The sequence below is a fragment of the Pyxidicoccus sp. MSG2 genome, from assembly GCF_026626705.1.
Classification (GTDB): domain Bacteria; phylum Myxococcota; class Myxococcia; order Myxococcales; family Myxococcaceae; genus Myxococcus.
This window is the reverse complement of record NZ_JAPNKC010000001.1, coordinates 4,994,585-5,012,063: the sequence shown is the minus strand read 5'-3', so window position 1 is coordinate 5,012,063 and position 17,479 is coordinate 4,994,585. Positions and strand designations below refer to the sequence as shown.

General features: G+C 71.1%; 14 protein-coding genes and 1 pseudogene. 9 read left to right on the top strand and 6 right to left on the bottom strand.

All coding sequences use genetic code 11. The features are described from left to right. Window positions 1-16 precede the first annotated feature (16 nt). Both OV427_RS19455 and OV427_RS19450 read right to left on the bottom strand, forming a co-directional pair. On the bottom strand, window positions 17-2,581 hold the full coding sequence (locus OV427_RS19455) for an ATP-binding protein (protein ID WP_267857623.1): 2,565 nt from the start codon (window positions 2,579-2,581) through the stop codon (window positions 17-19). A gap of 100 nt (window positions 2,582-2,681) precedes the next feature. Then, window positions 2,682-3,197: a GreA/GreB family elongation factor gene (locus OV427_RS19450; protein WP_267857622.1), complete on the bottom strand. Its 516-nt coding sequence runs from the start codon at window positions 3,195-3,197 to the stop codon at window positions 2,682-2,684. A gap of 86 nt (window positions 3,198-3,283) precedes the next feature. Here OV427_RS19450 and OV427_RS19445 point away from each other — a divergent pair, with 86 nt between their 5' ends. Both OV427_RS19445 and OV427_RS19440 read left to right on the top strand, forming a co-directional pair. Beyond that, complete coding sequence (locus tag OV427_RS19445; RefSeq protein ID WP_267857621.1) at window positions 3,284-3,565, top strand: rhodanese-like domain-containing protein; 282 nt, start codon at window positions 3,284-3,286, stop codon at window positions 3,563-3,565. A 76-nt stretch (window positions 3,566-3,641) separates the two neighbouring features. Then, window positions 3,642-4,550: a DMT family transporter gene (locus OV427_RS19440; RefSeq protein ID WP_267857620.1), complete on the top strand. Its 909-nt coding sequence runs from the start codon at window positions 3,642-3,644 to the stop codon at window positions 4,548-4,550. A gap of 72 nt (window positions 4,551-4,622) precedes the next feature. Here OV427_RS19440 and OV427_RS19435 read toward each other — a convergent pair whose 3' ends face one another. Further along, window positions 4,623-5,564 (bottom strand): alpha/beta fold hydrolase, encoded by a 942-nt coding sequence (locus tag OV427_RS19435; protein ID WP_267857619.1) that lies wholly within the window; start codon window positions 5,562-5,564, stop codon window positions 4,623-4,625. Between the two features lie 573 nt (window positions 5,565-6,137). Between OV427_RS19435 and OV427_RS19430 the strand changes: the two are divergent. Continuing rightward, window positions 6,138-7,534: pseudogene (locus OV427_RS19430) on the top strand (phytoene desaturase family protein). Window positions 7,535-7,537: 3 nt separating this feature from the next. Beyond that, window positions 7,538-8,524: a sigma-70 family RNA polymerase sigma factor gene (locus tag OV427_RS19425; RefSeq protein WP_267857618.1), complete on the top strand. Its 987-nt coding sequence runs from the start codon at window positions 7,538-7,540 to the stop codon at window positions 8,522-8,524. Between the two features lie 20 nt (window positions 8,525-8,544). Here the strand turns inward: OV427_RS19425 and OV427_RS19420 are convergent, their stop codons facing one another. Next, a complete protein-coding gene (locus tag OV427_RS19420; RefSeq protein ID WP_267857617.1) occupies window positions 8,545-9,123 on the bottom strand; it encodes a class I SAM-dependent methyltransferase in 579 nt (192 codons plus the stop codon). Window positions 9,124-9,313: 190 nt separating this feature from the next. Next, entirely contained in the window at window positions 9,314-10,123 is an 810-nt protein-coding gene (locus tag OV427_RS19415; protein ID WP_267857616.1) for a prolipoprotein diacylglyceryl transferase, read from the bottom strand. 600 nt (window positions 10,124-10,723) lie between these two features. Here OV427_RS19415 and OV427_RS19410 point away from each other — a divergent pair. From OV427_RS19410 to OV427_RS19400, 3 genes are all read left to right on the top strand, one after another. Beyond that, a complete protein-coding gene (locus OV427_RS19410; protein ID WP_267857615.1) occupies window positions 10,724-12,148 on the top strand; it encodes a S8 family peptidase in 1,425 nt (474 codons plus the stop codon). A 63-nt stretch (window positions 12,149-12,211) separates the two neighbouring features. Then, complete coding sequence (gene popD, locus OV427_RS19405; RefSeq protein WP_267857614.1) at window positions 12,212-12,646, top strand: PopC secretion inhibitor PopD; 435 nt, start codon at window positions 12,212-12,214, stop codon at window positions 12,644-12,646. Between the two features lie 397 nt (window positions 12,647-13,043). Beyond that, the gene (locus OV427_RS19400) at window positions 13,044-14,744 is read left to right on the top strand and encodes a YtxH domain-containing protein (protein WP_267857613.1); all 1,701 of its coding nucleotides are present in this window, start codon (window positions 13,044-13,046) and stop codon (window positions 14,742-14,744) included. An 82-nt stretch (window positions 14,745-14,826) separates the two neighbouring features. On the opposite strand, the gene OV427_RS19395 is transcribed toward OV427_RS19400, so the two are convergent. Continuing rightward, window positions 14,827-15,219, bottom strand: coding sequence for a RidA family protein (locus tag OV427_RS19395; protein WP_267857612.1), 393 nt, complete (start codon window positions 15,217-15,219; stop codon window positions 14,827-14,829). A gap of 220 nt (window positions 15,220-15,439) precedes the next feature. Between OV427_RS19395 and OV427_RS19390 the strand changes: the two genes are divergently transcribed. Continuing rightward, window positions 15,440-16,672: a hypothetical protein gene (locus OV427_RS19390; RefSeq protein ID WP_267857611.1), complete on the top strand. Its 1,233-nt coding sequence runs from the start codon at window positions 15,440-15,442 to the stop codon at window positions 16,670-16,672. A 138-nt stretch (window positions 16,673-16,810) separates the two neighbouring features. Next, a complete protein-coding gene (locus OV427_RS19385) occupies window positions 16,811-17,473 on the top strand; it encodes a TVP38/TMEM64 family protein (protein WP_267857610.1) in 663 nt (220 codons plus the stop codon). Window positions 17,474-17,479 lie beyond the last annotated feature (6 nt).

Sequence of the window (17,479 nt, the reverse complement as noted above, 5' to 3'; positions counted from 1 at the left end):
GGCGCCTCACGGCGCCTCAGGCCGCGTGCACGGACGAGGACTCGGCTGGCGCATTGGCGGTGGGCCCGGGCGCGGGTACGGGGCTGGTGATGAAGCGGGGCAGCCTCACGTGGAAGCTGCTGCCGCGCTGCGCGCCCGCGCTCTCCGCCCAGATGGTGCCGCCGTGTCGCTCCACGATTTCGCGGCAGATGAAGAGGCCCAGCCCCAGCCCGCCGTAGTGGCGCGCCTGCGCGTTGGATGCACGAGCGAAGGGACGGAACAGGCCGGGCAGGCTCTCCGGAGGGATGCCGATTCCCTCGTCCTTCACGTGCACCACGATGTGGTGGGCCTCCTCCTCCACCGACATGCGCACGGTGCCGCCCTGTGGGGAGTAGCGCACGGCGTTGCTCACCAGGTTGGTGAGCACCTGGTCCAGCCGGGGCGCATCCCAGTCGCCCTCCACGGTGTGGCCGGGAGTGTGCAACTCGAAGGCGAGGCCGCTCTCCGCGCGCACCTCGAAGCGCTCCAGCACCTCCCTCAGCAGCGGCACCAGGTCCACGCGCTGCCGCTCCAGCTCGAAGCGGCCGCCTTGAATCCGGGCGGTGTCGAGCAAATCGTCCACCAGCCGCGCCAGCCGCTCCGTCTGCCGGGCCATGGAGCGCAGCGCCTTGAGCAGCCGCTCGCGCTCCGGGAAGTCGCCGTTCTTCTCCAACCACTGGAGCGTGAGCGAGGCGAAGCCCTTGAGGGGCGTGAGCGGCGTGCGCAGCTCGTGGCTGGCCACGCTGATGAACTCCTCCCGCGCGCGCACCGCGTCCTTCAGCTCCGCCTGGGCGGCGCCGGTGCGTGCCGCCATTTCGTTGAAGCTGCGGGCCAGCTCGCCCAGCTCGTCGTCCTCCCCGTCGTCCTCCACGCGCCGCTCCAAATCACCCGCGGCCAGCGCGGCGGTGGCCTCGCGCAGCTCGTCCAGGCGGCGGATGACGTCGCGGGCCACGAGCTGCGACAGGCCCAGCGTCAGCAGCACGCCCAGCAGGACGAGGCCCACCACCGCGGCGCTCATGCGCGTAATCGCCGCGTAGGCCACCACCAGCTCCTGCGTCACCAGCACGCTCCACTGGGTGTCCTCCACCGGCGCCTCGGCGGCGAGGATGCGGCGGTCCGCCACGTCGAAGGCCTCCATGACGCCGCTGCCGGGGCGCAGCAGCTCGTCGTGAATCTCCGTCGGCAGGTGGGCCTCGCCCAGCAGCGGAGCGCCGGGCGCCGTGTCACGCAGCACCTTGAGTCCGCGCCTGTCCAGCACCTGCACGCGGAAGCGCCGCGACGCGGGCGTGGTGGCGTCGCTCAGTCGCTCCAGCGACAGCAGGCCCACCAGCATGCCGCGCAGCTCCCCGTCGTGCTCGAAGGGGCGCGCCACCGCCACCAGCGGCCGGTCCGGAGGCCGGATGAAGGCCGGGGACACCTCGGTGCCGCCGTGCGCGAGCGCCTCGGAGAGGACGGTGTGCGCGGGCAGGTGCCAGTCTTCCACGCCCGGCGAAGTGGCCAGCACGCGGCCGGAGGCATCCACCGCGAGCGCCGCGTCGAAGGCGCGCGCCTGGGCGGCGAGGTTGCGCAGGTACGGCTCCAGCGCGGCGCGCTCGCCGGTGACGAAGGCGGCGCGGAAGCCCGGCGACTCCAGCATCAAGTCCAACGACTCGCGCGAGTCGTCGAGGTAGCGGCGCAGGAAGTCCGCCTCGCCCGCGGCGGCGCGCTGCGTGTCGTCACGCACCTGCTGCTCGATTGCGCGCTGTGCGAGGAAGGCCGCGAGGCCACCCAGCGCCAGCAGCGGCACCAGCCCCGCGAAGGCCAGCCCGCGCAGGAGCTTCCACCCCACCGTGCGCGGTGCGCGCGGGCGCCACTCCAGCGCCTGCGCCACGCACGCCAGGGTGAGCACCGCGTACACGCTGGCGCCGAGCCACGACGCGCCCCGACCCAGCGCGTATGCCAGCAGCGCGAAGGGCACGGCCAGCACGCCCATGAGGAGGTTGGGCAGCCGCGTGTGCAGCCGGCCCGCGGGCAGCAGCAGCCCCAGGCCCATGAGGGTGAAGAGGGCGCCCACCAGCGGCCGCAGCGGCGCCAGGTGCGCATACACGGACAGCGGGAAGCGCTCGGGCGCGGCGAGCATGGCCACGCCGAAGGCGGTGCCGGTGAGGGACAGGAAGGCGCGCAGCACGGGCCGCCGGCGCATGGAGGGCCACGCCTCCAGCACCATGCCGCCGAAGAGGAGCGGATAGAGGACGATGCCGGTGAGGCTGCCGGGCAGGACATTCAGCACCCACCAGTACAGCGCCATCGCCGCGCCCAGCGTCAGCCGCGCGCCCCGGTCCAACCAGCGGGGCGCGTGCGGGTACAGCAGCGCACCCATGAGGGAGATGCTGCCAGCCAGGTACGCGAGGCCGAGCACGCGCACATACGGATAGAGCGGCCGGAAGGAGGCCACCCGGAACTCGTACGGCACATACGCCATCAGCACGCCGAACAGCAGTCCCACCAGGGCCGCGGGCCACGTCAGCGGAAGGAGTGGAGGCGGGGCCGGCGCCTCGGCTTGCGGAGAAAGGGAAGAAAACATCTTCCCGGATTCACGCGCGAGCGGGCCAGGCGGTTCTACTGCCCCGAGGGCTTACGTCCGGGGCACGACATCGCGTGCGCATGGCGAGGCACATCCGGCCTCACGCCACCTCGAGCACCGTCCATTCCCGTACCTCGCCCGCCAGTGTCACCTCCACCACGTCGCCGGCCTTGCGGCCCATGAGGGCGCGGCCCACGGGGGACGCGGGGGTGATGACGGAGAGGAAGCCGTCGCCGCCGGGGCCCGTCAGCTCGGTGCCGGCGCCCACGGGCAACACGAAGAAGGTGCGCTCGGCGAAGCCGTCGTCGTCCTCGGTGCTCATGTCTACAATCGCGCCCAGCGCGACGGGCCCCTGGCGCGGGAAGCGCGGCAGCTCGCCCTGGCCGAAGGTGGAGAGCGCCTTGAGCTCCTCCTGGACGCGGCGGGCGCGAGCGGCCTGGCCGGTGGCGAGGCTGCCGAACTCGATGGCGGCGCGGCCGTCTTCCTTCTTCTCCGACTCCGTGGCCAGGCTGCGGGCCGCCTCGCGGGCTTCGGCCTCGGCGCGGTGGGCGAGGCGGTCGGACTGCTGGAGGCGGTCGGCCAGCTGGGTGAGGAGTGCATGCTTGTCGAGTCGCATGGTCGATACAGGACTGTAGCGTCGGCCGGAGGCAGCTCCAGTTTTCGGCCAGCGCCACCGGGCGCGCGTGGGCCTACAATGAAGCCATGACGCCTCAGGAGCTCTCCCAGAAGGCCCGGCAGCTCGTCGCGGAAGGCGCGGTGCTGCTGGACGTGCGCACGCCGCAGGAATTCCAGCAGGGACACCCCGACGCCGCGCGCAACATCCCCGTGCAGGAGCTGCCCCGACGGCTCTCGGAGGTGGGCCCGCCCGGCACGCGCGTGGTGGTCTACTGCGCCGCGGGCGGCCGCAGCGCCCAGGCCGTGCAGTTGCTGCGCGCCGGTGGCTACACGGACGTCTTCGACCTCAAGTCCGTCAACTACTGGTAGGCCGCTGGCGGGAGCCAGGAGCCGCGTGACGCGTGACACGGGCGCCCGCTTGGAGCAGGGTGCGCGCGCTCCCGCCATGAACCGCACCGCTGGCTTCTTCATCGTGGCCCTGTCCGGGGCGTGCTTCGGCGCGCTCGGCCTCTTCGGGCGCCTCGCCTACGCGGCGGGCGCGGACGCGCCGTCGCTGCTCTTCCTTCGCTTCACCCTCGCCGGGGCGGTGCTGGCCAGCGTCATGGTGGTGCGCCGCCAGCCCCTGCCAGAGCGCAAGCTGATGCTGGCCCTGATACTGCTGGGCGCGGTGGGCTACGTGTCGGAGGCGGCGGCGTACTTCATTGCCCTCCAGCACGCCCCCGCGGGCCTGGTGGCGCTGCTGCTCTACTCCTTCCCCGCGCTGGTGGCGCTGCTCCAGCGCGTCGTCTTCGGCGAGCGGCTGGGCCGGGTGAAGTGGCTGGCCGTGGCGCTGGCCCTGGGCGGCACGGCGCTGACGGCGGACGTGGAGCAGGGTGGCGCGAAGCCGCTGGGCATCATGCTGGGGCTCTTGTCCGCGCTCCTCTACGCCGGCTATGTCGTCATCAGTGCACGTGTCGCGGGCCGGGCGGGGCCGCTGGTCTCCAGCACCGTCATCCTCGGCTCCGCGGGCGCCACGCTGGGGCTCGTGGTGCTGGCGCGGGGCCCGGCCTTCCCCACCACCCCTACCGGTTGGGGCGCCGTGGTGGCGCTGGCGCTGGTGTCCACCGTGGCCGCGGTGCTCCTCTTCTTCGTGGGCATGGCGCGCATCGGCCCGGTGAATACGTCCCTGGTATCCACCATGGAGCCGCTGACGGCGGTGTTGCTGGGCGCGCTGTTCCTGGACGAGCGGCTCAGCGTCCGGCAGGGAGTGGGCGGACTGCTCATCCTCACCGCCGCGGTGATGCTGGCGTGGTCCGATGCGCCGGACCCCTCGCGAAAGCCTCCGACGAGCACGGGAACACCGGCGCCCGGGTAGCCGTCCCACGGCAAGCCGGACCCGGAGCGGCGACGGTGAGCCGCCGCGCTCCGGACCCGCGCGTGCTTCGCGCTACTTCGTCACCGACTTCAGGAAGCGCTGCACCTCATGCACGAACGCGTGCGGCAACTCCGCGTGCGGAGCGTGGCCGGTGTCCGGGTAGAGGACGTAGGTGGCGTTGGGAAGTGCGTCCACCAGCGCCTGCTGCTGCTCGACGGGGAAGAAGCCGTCCTGGTCGCCGCCGACCACGAGCACGGGCACGCGAATCCGGCCCAGGCGCGCCGAGTGGTCCTCCGCGATGAGCCCGTCCAGGGTGGCCTGCCATACACGGGCGGGGACCTTGAGGCTCTCCGACACGAGCGTGTCGATGTACGACTGCGGCACCGGGCGCGTGAAGGTGCTCGTCTGGAACTCGCGGACGAAGTCCGGGTCCACCGTGCCCACCTGCGTGTCGACGATGGACTTCAGGAACAGCGCCACCTCGTTGCCCGCGACGGTGGGCGCCGAGCCGACCAGCACCAGCGCCTCCACGCGGCTGGGGGAGTCGAGCGCCACCTGCTGCGCGATGAAGCTGCCCATGGAGTGGCCGACGAGGATGGCCTTGCGCTCGCCCATGGCATTCAGGAAGGCCACTACGTCCGCGGCGAAGGCCTGTTGCGTATAACAGCAGCCCGGACGGGACGAGTCACCATGGCCACGCTGGTCCAGCGCATAGATGTGGAAGCTGCGCGGGAAGATGGGCAGGTTCAAATCCCAGGTGTGGTGCGAGTCCGTGTAGCCATGGAGAAAGACGACCACGGGACCGTTCTTCGAGCCCTGCTCCACATAGCGCAGCGTCACTCCGGTGCTCAGGGTGACGGAGCGCTCGCGCGGGGCGGACGAGAGTTCCTGCGTGTCCGGCTGGGACTGGACCTCCTGCGCTTGTGCGTCCGTGGTGGTGGCGTCGGACTCAGGCGCGGGACCACAGGCGGCGAAGAGGGGAAGTGCGAGCAGGGCGACGAGGAGTCTTCTCATGCGGGGATGCCTCTGACGTGCGCGGCGGGAGATTCCGCCGCTGTGTGAATCATCATACGACTACCTCTGACATTGCCTGGCGCAGAGCAACTCTCAGGGTTGTCAGGAATTCGTTTCCTCAATGCAAGCGCTGCACGGCCTTGTGAGGCGTGATTGACCCGCGCTGTTGGTGGAACGTTCTCGCGGGACTGATGCGGTGTGACACGCGTGTCCCGGCGACGGGGGCCCGGCGGGGGCGGGTGTTTCGTGGAAGGAACGTTCCTTCCACCGCGACGGTCGCGGCGGGCGGCCGGGTGCTGCTTCGTGGAAGGAACGTTCCTTCCACCGCGACGGTCGCGGCGGGCGGCCGGGTGCTGCTTCGTGGAAGGAATGTTCCTTCCACCGCGACGGTCGCGGCGGGCGGCCGGGTGCTGCTTCGTGGAAGGAATGTTCCTTCCACCGCGACGGTCGCGGCGGGCGGCCCCGGACCGGCCACTCGCGGGACTCTCGCGAGGTCCTGTAACCTTTCGCGCCCCTTTTTCGTGGAGCCGTTGGATGCCCGGAATTTCCCGGGTGCACAGACGGAGGACGGACATGCGGGCAAACCGGGTGGCGGTGGTCGGCGGCGGGCTGGGCGGACTCACGGCGGCGGCGCTGCTGGCGCGCGGTGGCTGCGAGGTGACGCTGTACGAGCGCGCGAAGCACCTCGGCGGGCGGGCACAGACGGCGGAGGTGGAGGGCTTCCGCTTCAACCTGGGGCCCCACGCGCTGTACCGGGGCGGGGCGGCGATGCGGGTGCTCGGGAGCCTGGGCGTGAAGCCCCAAGGAGGAATCCCGGGCGCGGGCGCGTACGCGTTGCGAGCGGGTCGCCTGCACACGCTGCCGCGCGGGGCCGTGTCGCTGATGACGACGGATGTGCTCACCCTGGCTGGAAAGCTGGAGCTGGCGCGGCTGCTCGCGGGGCTGCCCCGTATCGATGCGAGCTCCCTGGCGCGCCTGTCGATGCGCGAGTGGCTGGACACGCGCCTGTCCCGCGAGGACTCGCGCTCGCTCGTCGGCGCGCTGACGCGGGTGGCGTCCTACTGCGCGGACCACGACGCGCTGAGTGCGGAGGTGGCGGTATCCCAGCTCCAGTTCGCGCTCGCGGCCAACGTGCTCTACCTCGACGGAGGTTGGAGCACGCTGGTGGACGCGCTGGAGGCCCGGGCGCGCGAGGCGGGGGTGCGGCTGGAGATCTCCGCGAGGGTGGAGTCCGTGGTCCGGACGCAAACGCACGAAGTCGGCGCGAGCGCGCAACCCGGGCCCGCGCACGGACACGAGGCCGAGGCCCACCTGTACGGCCCCCGGTCCGAGCACGGACACGAGGCGGAGGCTCGCGTGTACGGCCTCCGGCTCGCGGACGGGACGGTGCACGAGGTGGACGCGGTGGTGTTGGCGGGAAGTCCGGGGGACGTGGCGGCGCTGGTGCCGGGGGACGCGGTGCTCGCGCGCGAGGCGGCGGAGGCGGTGCCGGTGAAGGCGGCCACGCTGGAGCTCGGACTGTCCGGCCTGCCGAGGCCGGAGGCGCTGTTCGCGCTCGGAATCGACGGTCCGTGGTACGCGTCGGTGCACTCGGCGTCCGCGCGGCTGGCGCCGGAGGGAGGCGCGATGGTGCACGTGATGAAGTACCTGGGCGGCGCGGACGCCGAGGCGCGCGAGGCCGAACTGGAGGCGGTGATGGATGCGCTCCAGCCCGGCTGGCGTGCGCACGTGGTGGCGCGGCGCTTCCGTCCCAACCTGACGGTGAGTCACCTGTTGCCGGGCGCGAAGGCCGGTGGTCTCTCCGGGCGGCCCACGGCCCGGGTGCCGCATGTGAGTGGCCTGTTCCGCGTGGGAGACTGGGTGGGCCCGAGGGCATGCTCGCGGACGCGGCCTTCGCGAGCGCCGAGTCGGTGGCGCGAGCGCTCGTCCAGACGCAGCACCAGGAGCCGCGCCGCGCGGTGGGGGCCTGACGCATGGAGTGGCAGGGACACGGCGCGGTGGAGGAGGCGGCGCGTGAGCACGAGCGCTTCCTCTGGGGCCTCTGCTACCGCATGACGGGCGTGGCGGCGGACGCGGACGACCTGGTGCAGGAGACGTTCGCCAGGGCCCTGGCCTCACCGCCCGAGCACCAGGAGTCGCTGCGCCCCTGGCTGACGCGGGTGGCGGTGAATCTCGCGAGGGACCACCTGCGCCGCCGCCGTCGCGAGGGCTACGTGGGCCCGTGGCTGCCGTCGCCGCTCGACACGGGAGACGCCACGGCCCCGGAAGCGTCAACCGAGCTCGACGCGCCCCCTGGAGTGGAGGCCCGGCTGCCGGGAGGCGGCTCGACGGAGGGGCGCTATGAGTTGTTGGAGAGCGTCTCCTACGCCTTCCTGCTGGCGCTGGAGGCGCTGGCCCCGAAGCAGCGCGCCGTGCTGTTGCTGCGCGACGTGTTCGACTACTCGGTGCGCGAGGTGGCCGAGGCGCTGAACATGAGCGAGGTGAACGTGAAGGTGGTGCACCACCGCGCCCGCGCCGCGATGGAGGCGTATGACCGCGCGCGCTGCGTCCCCACGCGGGCGTTGCAGGAGCGCGCGCGAGCCGCGCTGGAGGGCTTCATGGGCGCGCTGCTGTCGGGAGACGTGGCGGCCGCGGAGGCGCTCCTGTCCTCCGACGTGCGCGCGCTGACGGACGGAGGCGGCCAGGTGCGGGCGGCCCACGTGCCCGTGGTGGGCGCGAAGCGGGTGCTCACGTTCCTCCAGCGGCTGATGGAGCTGCGAGGCGCGCCGGTCGCGTTCGAAATCCAGATGCTCAACGGCCTGCCGGCGCTGGTGTTCGCGTTCGCGGAAGCGGAGGACCCGATGTATGCGTCGCACGCGGTGATGCGGGTGGATGTCGACGGGGATGGGCGCATCACCCGGATTCACTCCGTGCTCACGGACCGGAAGCTCGCGGGGCTGCGCCTGCCGACGCCCGCCTGAGCGGGGAAAGCGCTCTCTGCTCAGCCGCCTGGCTTGCGGGCGATGATGAGCTCGCTCATGCCGTGGAGGCGCTGGACGCGGCGGACCACGTCGAAGCCGGTCTGCCGCACGAGCAGGTACGTGTCCCGGTTGAGCCGGCATCCACCGGTCATCATCCGCCACGCGGGGGTGAGCAGGTCCTGCGCCGTGGCCAGCCCGGAGGTCGGCGCGCGCACGTGCTCCAGCATGCGCAGCTCCCCTCCGGGGCGCAGCACGCGGAAGATTTCCGCCAGCCCGCGTCCGGGGGACTCCACGCTGCAGAAGACGAGGCTGGACACCACGGTGTCGAAGGACGCTTCGGCGAAGGGCAACTCCTCCACGCTGGCCTGGAGCACCTCGACGTCGGGGCGACGCGCGCGCGCCCGCTCGAGCGCCTCGGCATCCACGTCGATGGCGGTGACGGACGTCACGGTGTCCGGGTAGCCCGGAAGCGCCAGTCCGGTGCCGGTGCCCACCTCCAGCACGCGGCCGGACACCCCGCTCACCAGCTTCCGCCGGGCGGCCGTCAGTCCCATCCACCCCAGGGGCGCCATCACCGCGTCGTAGGCGAGTGCCTTCATTCCGAACCCTCCCTGCTTCCTCACCGCGCCAGGGGCGTCGGGCCGCAAGCCCTGGCAAGGTGCTCGACCCGCGCTGGAAACGACTCGGCCCGGAAGCCCCCGGCGCTTCGCCAGTGACACCGGGCCGATGCTGAAACTCCCTGCCTTCACGCCGCCCGGGAGTGCGAAGGCCCTCCCGGCCGCCGCGCGCCTACCGTGCCGCGCCGACCGTCTTCCCCGGCCCCGACGAGGCCGGAGGCACCGTGGACGCTCCGGGAGCGCGCTTGCGCAGCAGGCCCCACAGGCCGTACGCCACCAGCGCGATGCAGCCGTACTGCGCGGGCGTGAGCCCGAAGTAGCGCGCATCCACGTACGACAGGTCGGTGGCGCGCAGCGTGTCGAAGAAGAAGCGGCAGAAGGAGTACAGCAGCGCGAGCAGCGGCAGCAGCCGGCCCTTCAGCTTCTCCGAGTCGCGCAGCGCGTACAGCAGGCCGCTGATGGCGAAGAGGGCAATGGCGTCGTACATGCCCAGGTCATGTCGCGGGCCATCCTTGAAGGCCACCGCGAGGAAGAAGTCGGTGTGCACGCCCGGGTGGTCATGCACGGCGAAGCACCCCAGCCGCGCCACCGCCCAGCCCGGCGCCACGCCCAGCGCGAACGAGTCCGAGTAGTCGTTGAAGCGCAGCTTCCGCATCCGGAAGAACACCACCGCCGCGAGGATTCCGCCGAGCAGGCCGCCGAAGGACGACAGCCCGTCCCACACCTTCAGAATCTGGAATGGGCTCTTGGAGAGCTCCTCCGGATGGTAGAAGAGCAGGTGCACGAGGTGGCCCATGACGACACCGCCGATGACGCCCCACATCGCGTAGTCGGCCAGCGGGTTCGGGTCCAGCTTCTGCCGCTCGGCATTGCGGACGAGCAGGCGAGCGGCCAGCAGAATGCCCAGCGCCACGAAGATGCCGAAGGGCTCGATGGTGAGGGGCCCCAGGTGAATCGAGGGGGCATGCCAGTAGGGAATCACGTTCTGAAGCTCCAGGACCGGGCGAACGTCCCTCCCTTAATCCGGGCGGAGGGACGGAGGCGAACATTTGTGGGGACGCGAACTTTCCCGACGAAGCCGCGCCCAGATGACTCAACGGGTCCGCTGGACGACACAGTCCCTGTGCGCCCCCTGGCACTCCTACCGTACCCGGGAGGGAATCACTCCCACTTCCAGACGTTCAGGGAAGACCCGTCAGGACCGAATCAGGGGGTCTCACGCGTCTACTACAGGAAATCCTTGGTTTTTTGTCAGGCCCATCCGTTCCAATCGCACCGTGGGCCGGGGCTTTCCAAGGAGGAGTGACGGGATGACGCAGCGGGGACACAGCCACCACACACCGGGCGCGCCGCCACGCGCGAGGCCGGTGTGTGCCCCCGCGGGGATGTCAGCCTCACCCACCACGGTGGACGCGCCGCCACGGACGCGGGCCACTTCTGTCGGGGGCACGTCGCCACGAGCGCGCTCCCATTGCCCCCCTCGCACGCGAGAGGCTCCGCACGCGACGGGTGCTCCACTGATGCCGGCAGCCCTCTCTTCACGCGGCTGGCGTTGCAAGGTCGTCCAAGGAGTACACCAACCATGAAGTCCTATTTGTTGGTTCCAAAGGAGTCCATCGAGACGCACGCGCACGTGGGGCCTCGCGGCACGCAGCAGGGCGAGCGCGTGTTGCCGCGCACCACCGCGCTGCGCTTCGCCGTGGCGAACAAGGCACCCGACGCGCTGTCCGCACTCGGCCTCCGCTCGGCCACGCTGCCCGGCGTGCGTCCGCAGGTGAGTGGCCAGGAGCCGCGCAAGCGCGGCAAGAAGGGCGCGAAGCAGCAGCCCGGCACGCGCGGCGCCGACTCCAGCACCGTGCCACTGCCGGGCGCACCCGTGACGGAGCAGACGGGCGCGGAGGCGGGCAGCTACCGCTTCATGCCGCTCGTCGGCGCCACCATGGCCCACTTCTACGAGGACGCCACGGAGAAGGCCGCGCGCGCCGACCTGGAGAAGGACTTCGAGTTCATCCCCGACGTGGTGCCCCTGTCCTTCCCCGGCCCTGTGTCCGCGGGGCAGACGGGGCCGCGCAACGTCGGCATGTCCTCGCTCGCCAAGCGCGAGTGGCCGGAGGAGAGCGGCGTGCCCATCGCCCACGCGCAGGGCATCCGCGGCGCGGGCGTCATGCTGGGCATCCTCGACACCGGCGTGGACGCGGACCACCCCGAGCACGCCGCCCGCGTCATCCAGTTCCGCTACGTGTCGCTGTTCCCCAACTCGCCGCACAACCCCGCCCGTGACATCCGCGGCTTCGACCCGGACGGCCACGGCACGCACGTGTGCGGCATCGCCGCGGGCGTGCACCACGGCGTCGCCCCGGAGGTGGACCTCTACGTCGCATCCGTCATCGAATCGGAGACCATCCGCACCAGCCTCGGCCGCGTCGCCGCCGGCATGGAGTGGCTGCTGCACCAGTTCAGCCGCCCTGAAAACTCCCTGCGCCCGGCTGTCGTGAATCTGTCGCTTGGCTTCCCGCTCTGCCCGCCGCCCGGAATCACCGAGGCCGACTACAACCTCAACCTGCGCGCGCTCCAGACGATGATTCGTCGCCTGCTCGACAGCAATGTCCTGCCTGTTGTCGCGGCAGGCAACAGTGGACCCGACACGGTTGGTTATCCAGCCGCCTTTCCGGAGTCCCTGGCGGTTGGCGCAGTCGACTTCGAGCGCAACGTGGCCACTTTCTCCGCCAGCGGGACGGTGGGTAGGCGCATCGTCCCCGACGTCATGGGTTACGGAGTAAGCGTGTATTCGTCCACGGAGCGTCGCTGCAACAACCAGGCGTTCTACGAGCGAATGAGTGGCACCAGCATGGCGGCGCCTTATGTAGCGGGTATTGCAGCACTGTATCGCTGCCGTGCCCCTGACTTGACGGCGGTTGAGGTGAGGGATTTGATCCTGGCCAATGCGGTCAAGCTTCCCCGCTCGGCGACACACCGGACGGGCAAGGGCCTGGCTGTGTTCAGGTGACGGTGGTGGGTTGATACCAGGGTCGGCGCCAGCTGAGCGCCGGACCTGGGGGAGGATGAGGCCATGAGCAGGAAGAATGGCGGGCCGGGGGACATGTACGCCGAAGGTGCGCCCCGGCTTTCCTCGAACGTGCGTCCGCTGCCGGGCGCCGCGAGCAGCTCGCAGGCAGGTCCGGATACGCATCCCGAGTGGGTGGACATCACGGTGATGCCCAGGGAGGCATCCGTGCCGTCGCGCGCGCGCATGCCCGCCCGGCCGCCGCCTCCTCCACGCTCGCGCGCGGAGGTGCACCAGTCCGGCCTGGCCGAGAGCGCACGCTTCCACCAGAGCTTCATGCGATGGCTCGAGGAGAAGCACCTCCTGGGCTCCGTGCGCTCGGTGAGCGAGCCGGGCTCCATGCCCATGCTCCACCTGCGCTGCGCGCCGCGCGTGCTGGACCAGCTGCGCCGTGCGCCGGAGTTCGAAGCGGGCGCGATGATGCCCCTCGACCTCATCTAGCAGTGGGTGCCCCTCGCCGTGCACCCCTGGTCTGGGACTCCCTCCGTGCGTGAGGAGGGCTGCCCTGGTGGCCTCGCGGCCACCCTCCGGCGGCGCTGAGCGCGCCACCCTCGGAGAAGAGGCCCCGGTTCCGTCGTTCCCGCCACGGTGAACCGACGTCAGGGCCGCTTCTTCCTGATTAACTTAGAAACTCGGGATTGTCCTGCCAACTGGCCAGACGGCCAAAGGTCCTGGGTCAGCGTCGGGCGGTCGACGCAGCGCACCGAGCGGCCGGGGACTCCTCGTACAGAGCGGCGAAATTCGAGGGGAAATCCTCTTTTCTGGGACGGTGCGTCGCCTGCCCGGCTCCTCCTGATTGTAGCCAGTGCCCCCACTGCCCCAATTCGGAGTGAAGTCCATGCGACCTCTCGACGCCTACCGTCCCGTCGTCACCCCGCCGAAGCCCGCCCCCGCCCCGGCGGCCCCGAAGGCTCCCGCGACGCCTGCCGCCGCATCTCCCCAGCGCCCGCCGCGGGCCGACGGGTTCGACGGCCGGGGCGGCTCGCGCCTCTCGGCCAGCGTGGAGCTGGCGCCGCCCCCTCCGCCTCCGCCGCCCCCCGCGCCGAAGAAGACGGAGGAGAAGACGGAGGAGAAGAAGAAGGGCTTCTTCGACAAGCTGAAGGACGGCGGCAGCGACCTCAAGAACAAGGCGAAGGACGCCGTCGGCGACCTCAAGCACAAGGCCGTCGAGGTGAAGGACCAGGCCCAGGACGCGCTCGGCGACGTGAAGGACACGGCCGTCGAGGTGAAGGACAAGGCCCTCGAGGAGGGCGGCAAGCTCGTCGACAAGGCCAAGGACTTCGGCAAGGGGTGGACCGAGGCGCTCGACTACGAGGAGAACATCGACAAGCTGGGCCCGGGCGACACGTACACGCTGTCGGTCGGCGGTGACGTCAGCATGGAGGGAGCGAAGGCGTACGGGAAGGGGACGCTGGAAGTCACTTGCAACGACAAGGGCGAGTACGTCGTCTCCGCCGACGGAGAGCTGGGCGGTGGCCTGTATGCCAGCGCCGGTGGCTCCGTGGGGGCGCGGGCGAAGGTGGAGGGCGAGCTGACGGCGGGCTTCAACGGGAAGGTGGAGATGAAGTTCGCCTCGGCCGAGGAGGCGAAGCGCGCGGCGGACACGCTGGTGCGCATGTCGAGCCCCGCCGTGGCGGCGCTGAAGGGGGGCGCTCCTTCCGGGGCCGACCTCGAGTTCGCCGCGAAGCACATCTCCGCCGTCGAGGTGGGCGGCAACCAGGCGGCGCAGCTCGCCGCTGACGTGGGCCTGGGCGTGAAGAAGACCGCGGGCGCCAGCCTGTTCGCCGAGGGCGGCGTGAAGATGGAGTACGCGGCGCGCATCGAATTCGACGAGAACCGCAAGCCGTCGCTGGTCTTCAAGACGGAGATGTCCGGCCAGGTCGAGGCGGGCGGGGAGCTCGGGTTCAACAACACCAAGGGCCGCCGTGGTGAGCAGACCGGGGCGAACGGAGGCCTTCAGGCCGGGGCCAGCGTCAAGGGCTCCGTGACGACGGAGGCGAAGTTCGACCTCCCTCCGGGGTTGGACCCCATGAAGCTGGCGAAGGACCCGCTCGGGACGTTGAAGGAAGCGGGCCTGAAGGAGCTGAAGTCCCTGGAGACGAAGACCACGGTGAAGGTGCAGTCGGAGGGGACGGCGGGCAAGAACGGCGGCGGCCAGGAGGCGAAGCTGTCGGTGACGATGGAGGGCGACAAGCTCATGGACGGCAAGGCGCTCGACTTCGCGCTCCGGGGCCAGTTCGACAAGGCGCTGGAGTCGACGGGTGAGGCCGCGCAGGTGGATGCGACCATCCGGAGCTTCGACAAGACCGGCGTGGATGCTTCTCCCGAGCTGAAAATCATGGGCTTCGGCGGGAAGGCGACCCTCACCGCGGAGCGCACGGACATGGCCGACGTGCCCGCCTTCTCGTTCAAGGGGAACGGGAAGCAGGCCGGCGCCGCCCTTCGCGACTGGAAGCAGAGCGGCGGGGGGAACCCGCTGCAGAGCTCCCTGAACCAGCAGGTCTCCGTGGGCCGCTACCTCGGAGGCGTGCGCGGCTGACGCGGAAAGCGCGAGGGCTGGAGGGCGGCCCGCCGGTGCTCCATGCGCCAGCGGGCCGAGTGAGACGGAGCCTCCGTCGCGCTCAGGGCACGTACGCGATGCAGTCGATTTCCACGCGCAGGCCGTCGTCGGGGAGCGCGGACACCTGCACGGTGGTGCGCGCGGGGCGGTGTCCGGCGAAGACGCGCTCGTAGACGGCGTTCATGCGGGGAAACTCCTTCATGTCCACGAGGAAGACGCCGCAGCGCAGGACGTGCTGGAGGCTGGAGCCACCGGCCACGAGGATGCGCTCCAGGTTGCGCAGCACCTGCTCCGTCTGCGCTTCGATTCCCTCGGCCTGCTTGCCGGTGGCCGGGTCCCTGGCGGCCTGTCCGGAGATGAAGAGCAGTCGGTCCAACTGCATGCCGGGCGAGTACGGCCCCGCGGGCTTGGGCAGGTTGGGGGAGACGATGGGCTGGTGCTTCGCTGACGTCACGGGCTTCTCCTGGCGAAGAGAGGCCCAGGCATAGCGAAGGCGCGGGCGGGGCGCACCTCACGTGCCACCTCCACCGCGCACTGTGCGCTCCGCTGCACACGTGAGGAGGCTCCTGGCTGCACAGTCCCAGCAAAACCGCGTACCTGGCGCACTGGAGCGAGGAGGCACGGAGGTTGCGTTGGAGGGCTCCCGTCAGCGGTCACCCTCACGGAGCCCATCCATGCAAGTGGCGCGGAAGTCCTCCCCGGTAGCACGATCTGCGCGGCACCCCGGCGCGAGCGGTCTGCACTTCGAGCTGTTCTCCACCGCCGAGGCCCTCCCCGACGCGGACTGGAGCGCGGTGGTGGACGCCGGACACGTCTTCCTCCAGCCCACGTACCTGCGCGCGCTGGAGCGCAGCCGCCCCGAGCGCATGACGTTCTTCTACGCGCTCTTCCGTGAGCACGGCCGCCCCGTGGCCGTCGCCAGCTTCCAGTGCGTGGACTTCGGCATGGACGGCTTCGGGCCCAACTTGCTGCCGGAGGGCATGCCGCCCGAGGAGGCCCTGGGCGCGTCCTTCTTCGTGCGCGCCCAGCTCAAGCGCGTGCTGGAGCGCATGCGCGTGCGCGTCCTCGTGTGCGGCAACCTCTTCGTCTGCGGGCCGCACGGCTTCGCGCACCGGCTAGAGCTGGACGCGGAGCGCGCGTGGTCCGCGCTGGCCGAGGCGGTGGACGCCCTCCAGGCGCAGGAGCGCAACCTGACCTTCGTGCTGGTGAAGGACCTGGCGCCCGAGGCGCTCGGGGCCACGCGGGCCCTGGAACGGGCGGGGCTGGACCGCGTGCAGGTGGACCCCACCATGGTGCTCACCGTGCGCCCCACGTGGCACAGCTTCGATGACTACCTCGCGGACCTCACCACGAAGTACCGCGCCAATGCCCGCCGCTCGCGGCGCCAGCTCGCGGGCGTGGAGCGCCGGAGTCTGACGGCGGGAGAAATCGCCGACCTCGCGCCGCAGGTGGAAGCGCTGTACGGCGCCGTCCACCAGCGCTCGCGGCTGCGGCCCTCGCGCGTGAGCGCCTCCTACTTCGTGCACCTGAAGGAGTCGCTGGGCGCGGCCTTCGACTTCCTCGGCTACTTCGAGGGCGGGGAGCTGCGCGCCTTCAACTCTCGCCTGCGCGCCGGAGAGGAGTCGGAGAGCTACTACCTGGGCATCGACTACGCGCACAACGAGCGGCTCGCGCTCTACTTCAACGCGCTGCTGGACGACGTGGAGTTCGGCATCGTCACCGGCGCGAAGCGCATCCAGTTCGGCCGCACCTCGCTGGAGTGCAAGAGCGCGCTGGGCGCGGAGCCGCTGAGCCTCAACCTCTTCACCCGTCACCGCGAGCCGCTGCTGTACCCGCTGGCCCGCAGCCTCCTCCCGCTGGTGCAGCCGAAGTGGGCGGCCCGTCACCCGTTCAAGGAGCACAAGTGAGGTGCCCCCTGCCGGTGCCGCGGATGCCGCCGATGTGGACGGCCCTTCACCTCTTCAAGGAGCACAAGTGAGGAGCCCCCTGCCGGTGCCGCGGAGGCCGCCGATGTGGACGGCCCTTCACCTTTTCAAGGAGCACGCATGAAGCGCCACCTGCCAGTGCTGTTGATGTTGCTCGGGTTGGTGGCGACGCTGCTCATGCTGCGTCCGCTCGCCTCGGGAGCGCTGCCGGCGCTCGACCTGGTGCGCGGCTCGGGCCCGGCGGGCACGGTCCTCTTCTGCGCGGTGTACAGCGTGTCCACGCTGCTCCTGCTGCCCACCACGCCCTTCGCGCTCGTGGCGGGCGCGCTGTACGGGCCGTGGGGTGGAGGCGCGTTGTTGATGCTCCTCAGTCTCGGAGTGGACCTCGTGGCCTTCTCGCTCGCCCGCTTCGCGCGAGGCCCCTTCGAGCGCCTGCGACAGCGCTTCCCGGGGCTCGCGCGGCTGGACGCGGCGATGAAGGACGGCGGCTTCGGCGTGGTGTGCCTGCTGCGCCTCTCGCCGCTGGCGCCCTACGGAGTGCTCAACTACGCGCTGGGACTCACGCGGGTGAGTCCGGCCTCGTTCCTCGCGGGCACGCTGGTGGGGAGTCTTCCGGCCACGGTGCTCTTCCTCGTGCTGGGGCACGGCGCGGCGGGCATGGTGCAGGGCTCGGGCGGCGCGGCGGGGCTCTGGGTGACGGTGGCCCTCACCGCGCTGAGTGCCGTGGGCCTCACCGCGTGGGCGAAGCGCCGGCTCGCCGAGTCACCGGAGGTGACGGCCTGAAGGTGC

What these genes read in the sequence shown, in the direction of transcription:
- OV427_RS19455 (WP_267857623.1), bottom strand. Translation starts at nt 2,581, where the DNA reads ATGTTTTCTTCCCTTTCTCCGCAAGCCGAGGCGCCGGCCCCGCCTCCA.
- OV427_RS19450 (WP_267857622.1), bottom strand. Translation starts at nt 3,197, where the DNA reads ATGCGACTCGACAAGCATGCACTCCTCACCCAGCTGGCCGACCGCCTC.
- OV427_RS19445 (WP_267857621.1), top strand. Translation starts at nt 3,284, where the DNA reads ATGACGCCTCAGGAGCTCTCCCAGAAGGCCCGGCAGCTCGTCGCGGAA.
- OV427_RS19440 (WP_267857620.1), top strand. Translation starts at nt 3,642, where the DNA reads ATGAACCGCACCGCTGGCTTCTTCATCGTGGCCCTGTCCGGGGCGTGC.
- OV427_RS19435 (WP_267857619.1), bottom strand. Translation starts at nt 5,564, where the DNA reads ATGAGAAGACTCCTCGTCGCCCTGCTCGCACTTCCCCTCTTCGCCGCC.
- OV427_RS19425 (WP_267857618.1), top strand. Translation starts at nt 7,538, where the DNA reads ATGGAGTGGCAGGGACACGGCGCGGTGGAGGAGGCGGCGCGTGAGCAC.
- OV427_RS19420 (WP_267857617.1), bottom strand. Translation starts at nt 9,123, where the DNA reads ATGAAGGCACTCGCCTACGACGCGGTGATGGCGCCCCTGGGGTGGATG.
- OV427_RS19410 (WP_267857615.1), top strand. Translation starts at nt 10,724, where the DNA reads ATGAAGTCCTATTTGTTGGTTCCAAAGGAGTCCATCGAGACGCACGCG.
- popD (WP_267857614.1), top strand. Translation starts at nt 12,212, where the DNA reads ATGAGCAGGAAGAATGGCGGGCCGGGGGACATGTACGCCGAAGGTGCG.
- OV427_RS19400 (WP_267857613.1), top strand. Translation starts at nt 13,044, where the DNA reads ATGCGACCTCTCGACGCCTACCGTCCCGTCGTCACCCCGCCGAAGCCC.
- OV427_RS19390 (WP_267857611.1), top strand. Translation starts at nt 15,440, where the DNA reads ATGCAAGTGGCGCGGAAGTCCTCCCCGGTAGCACGATCTGCGCGGCAC.
- OV427_RS19385 (WP_267857610.1), top strand. Translation starts at nt 16,811, where the DNA reads ATGAAGCGCCACCTGCCAGTGCTGTTGATGTTGCTCGGGTTGGTGGCG.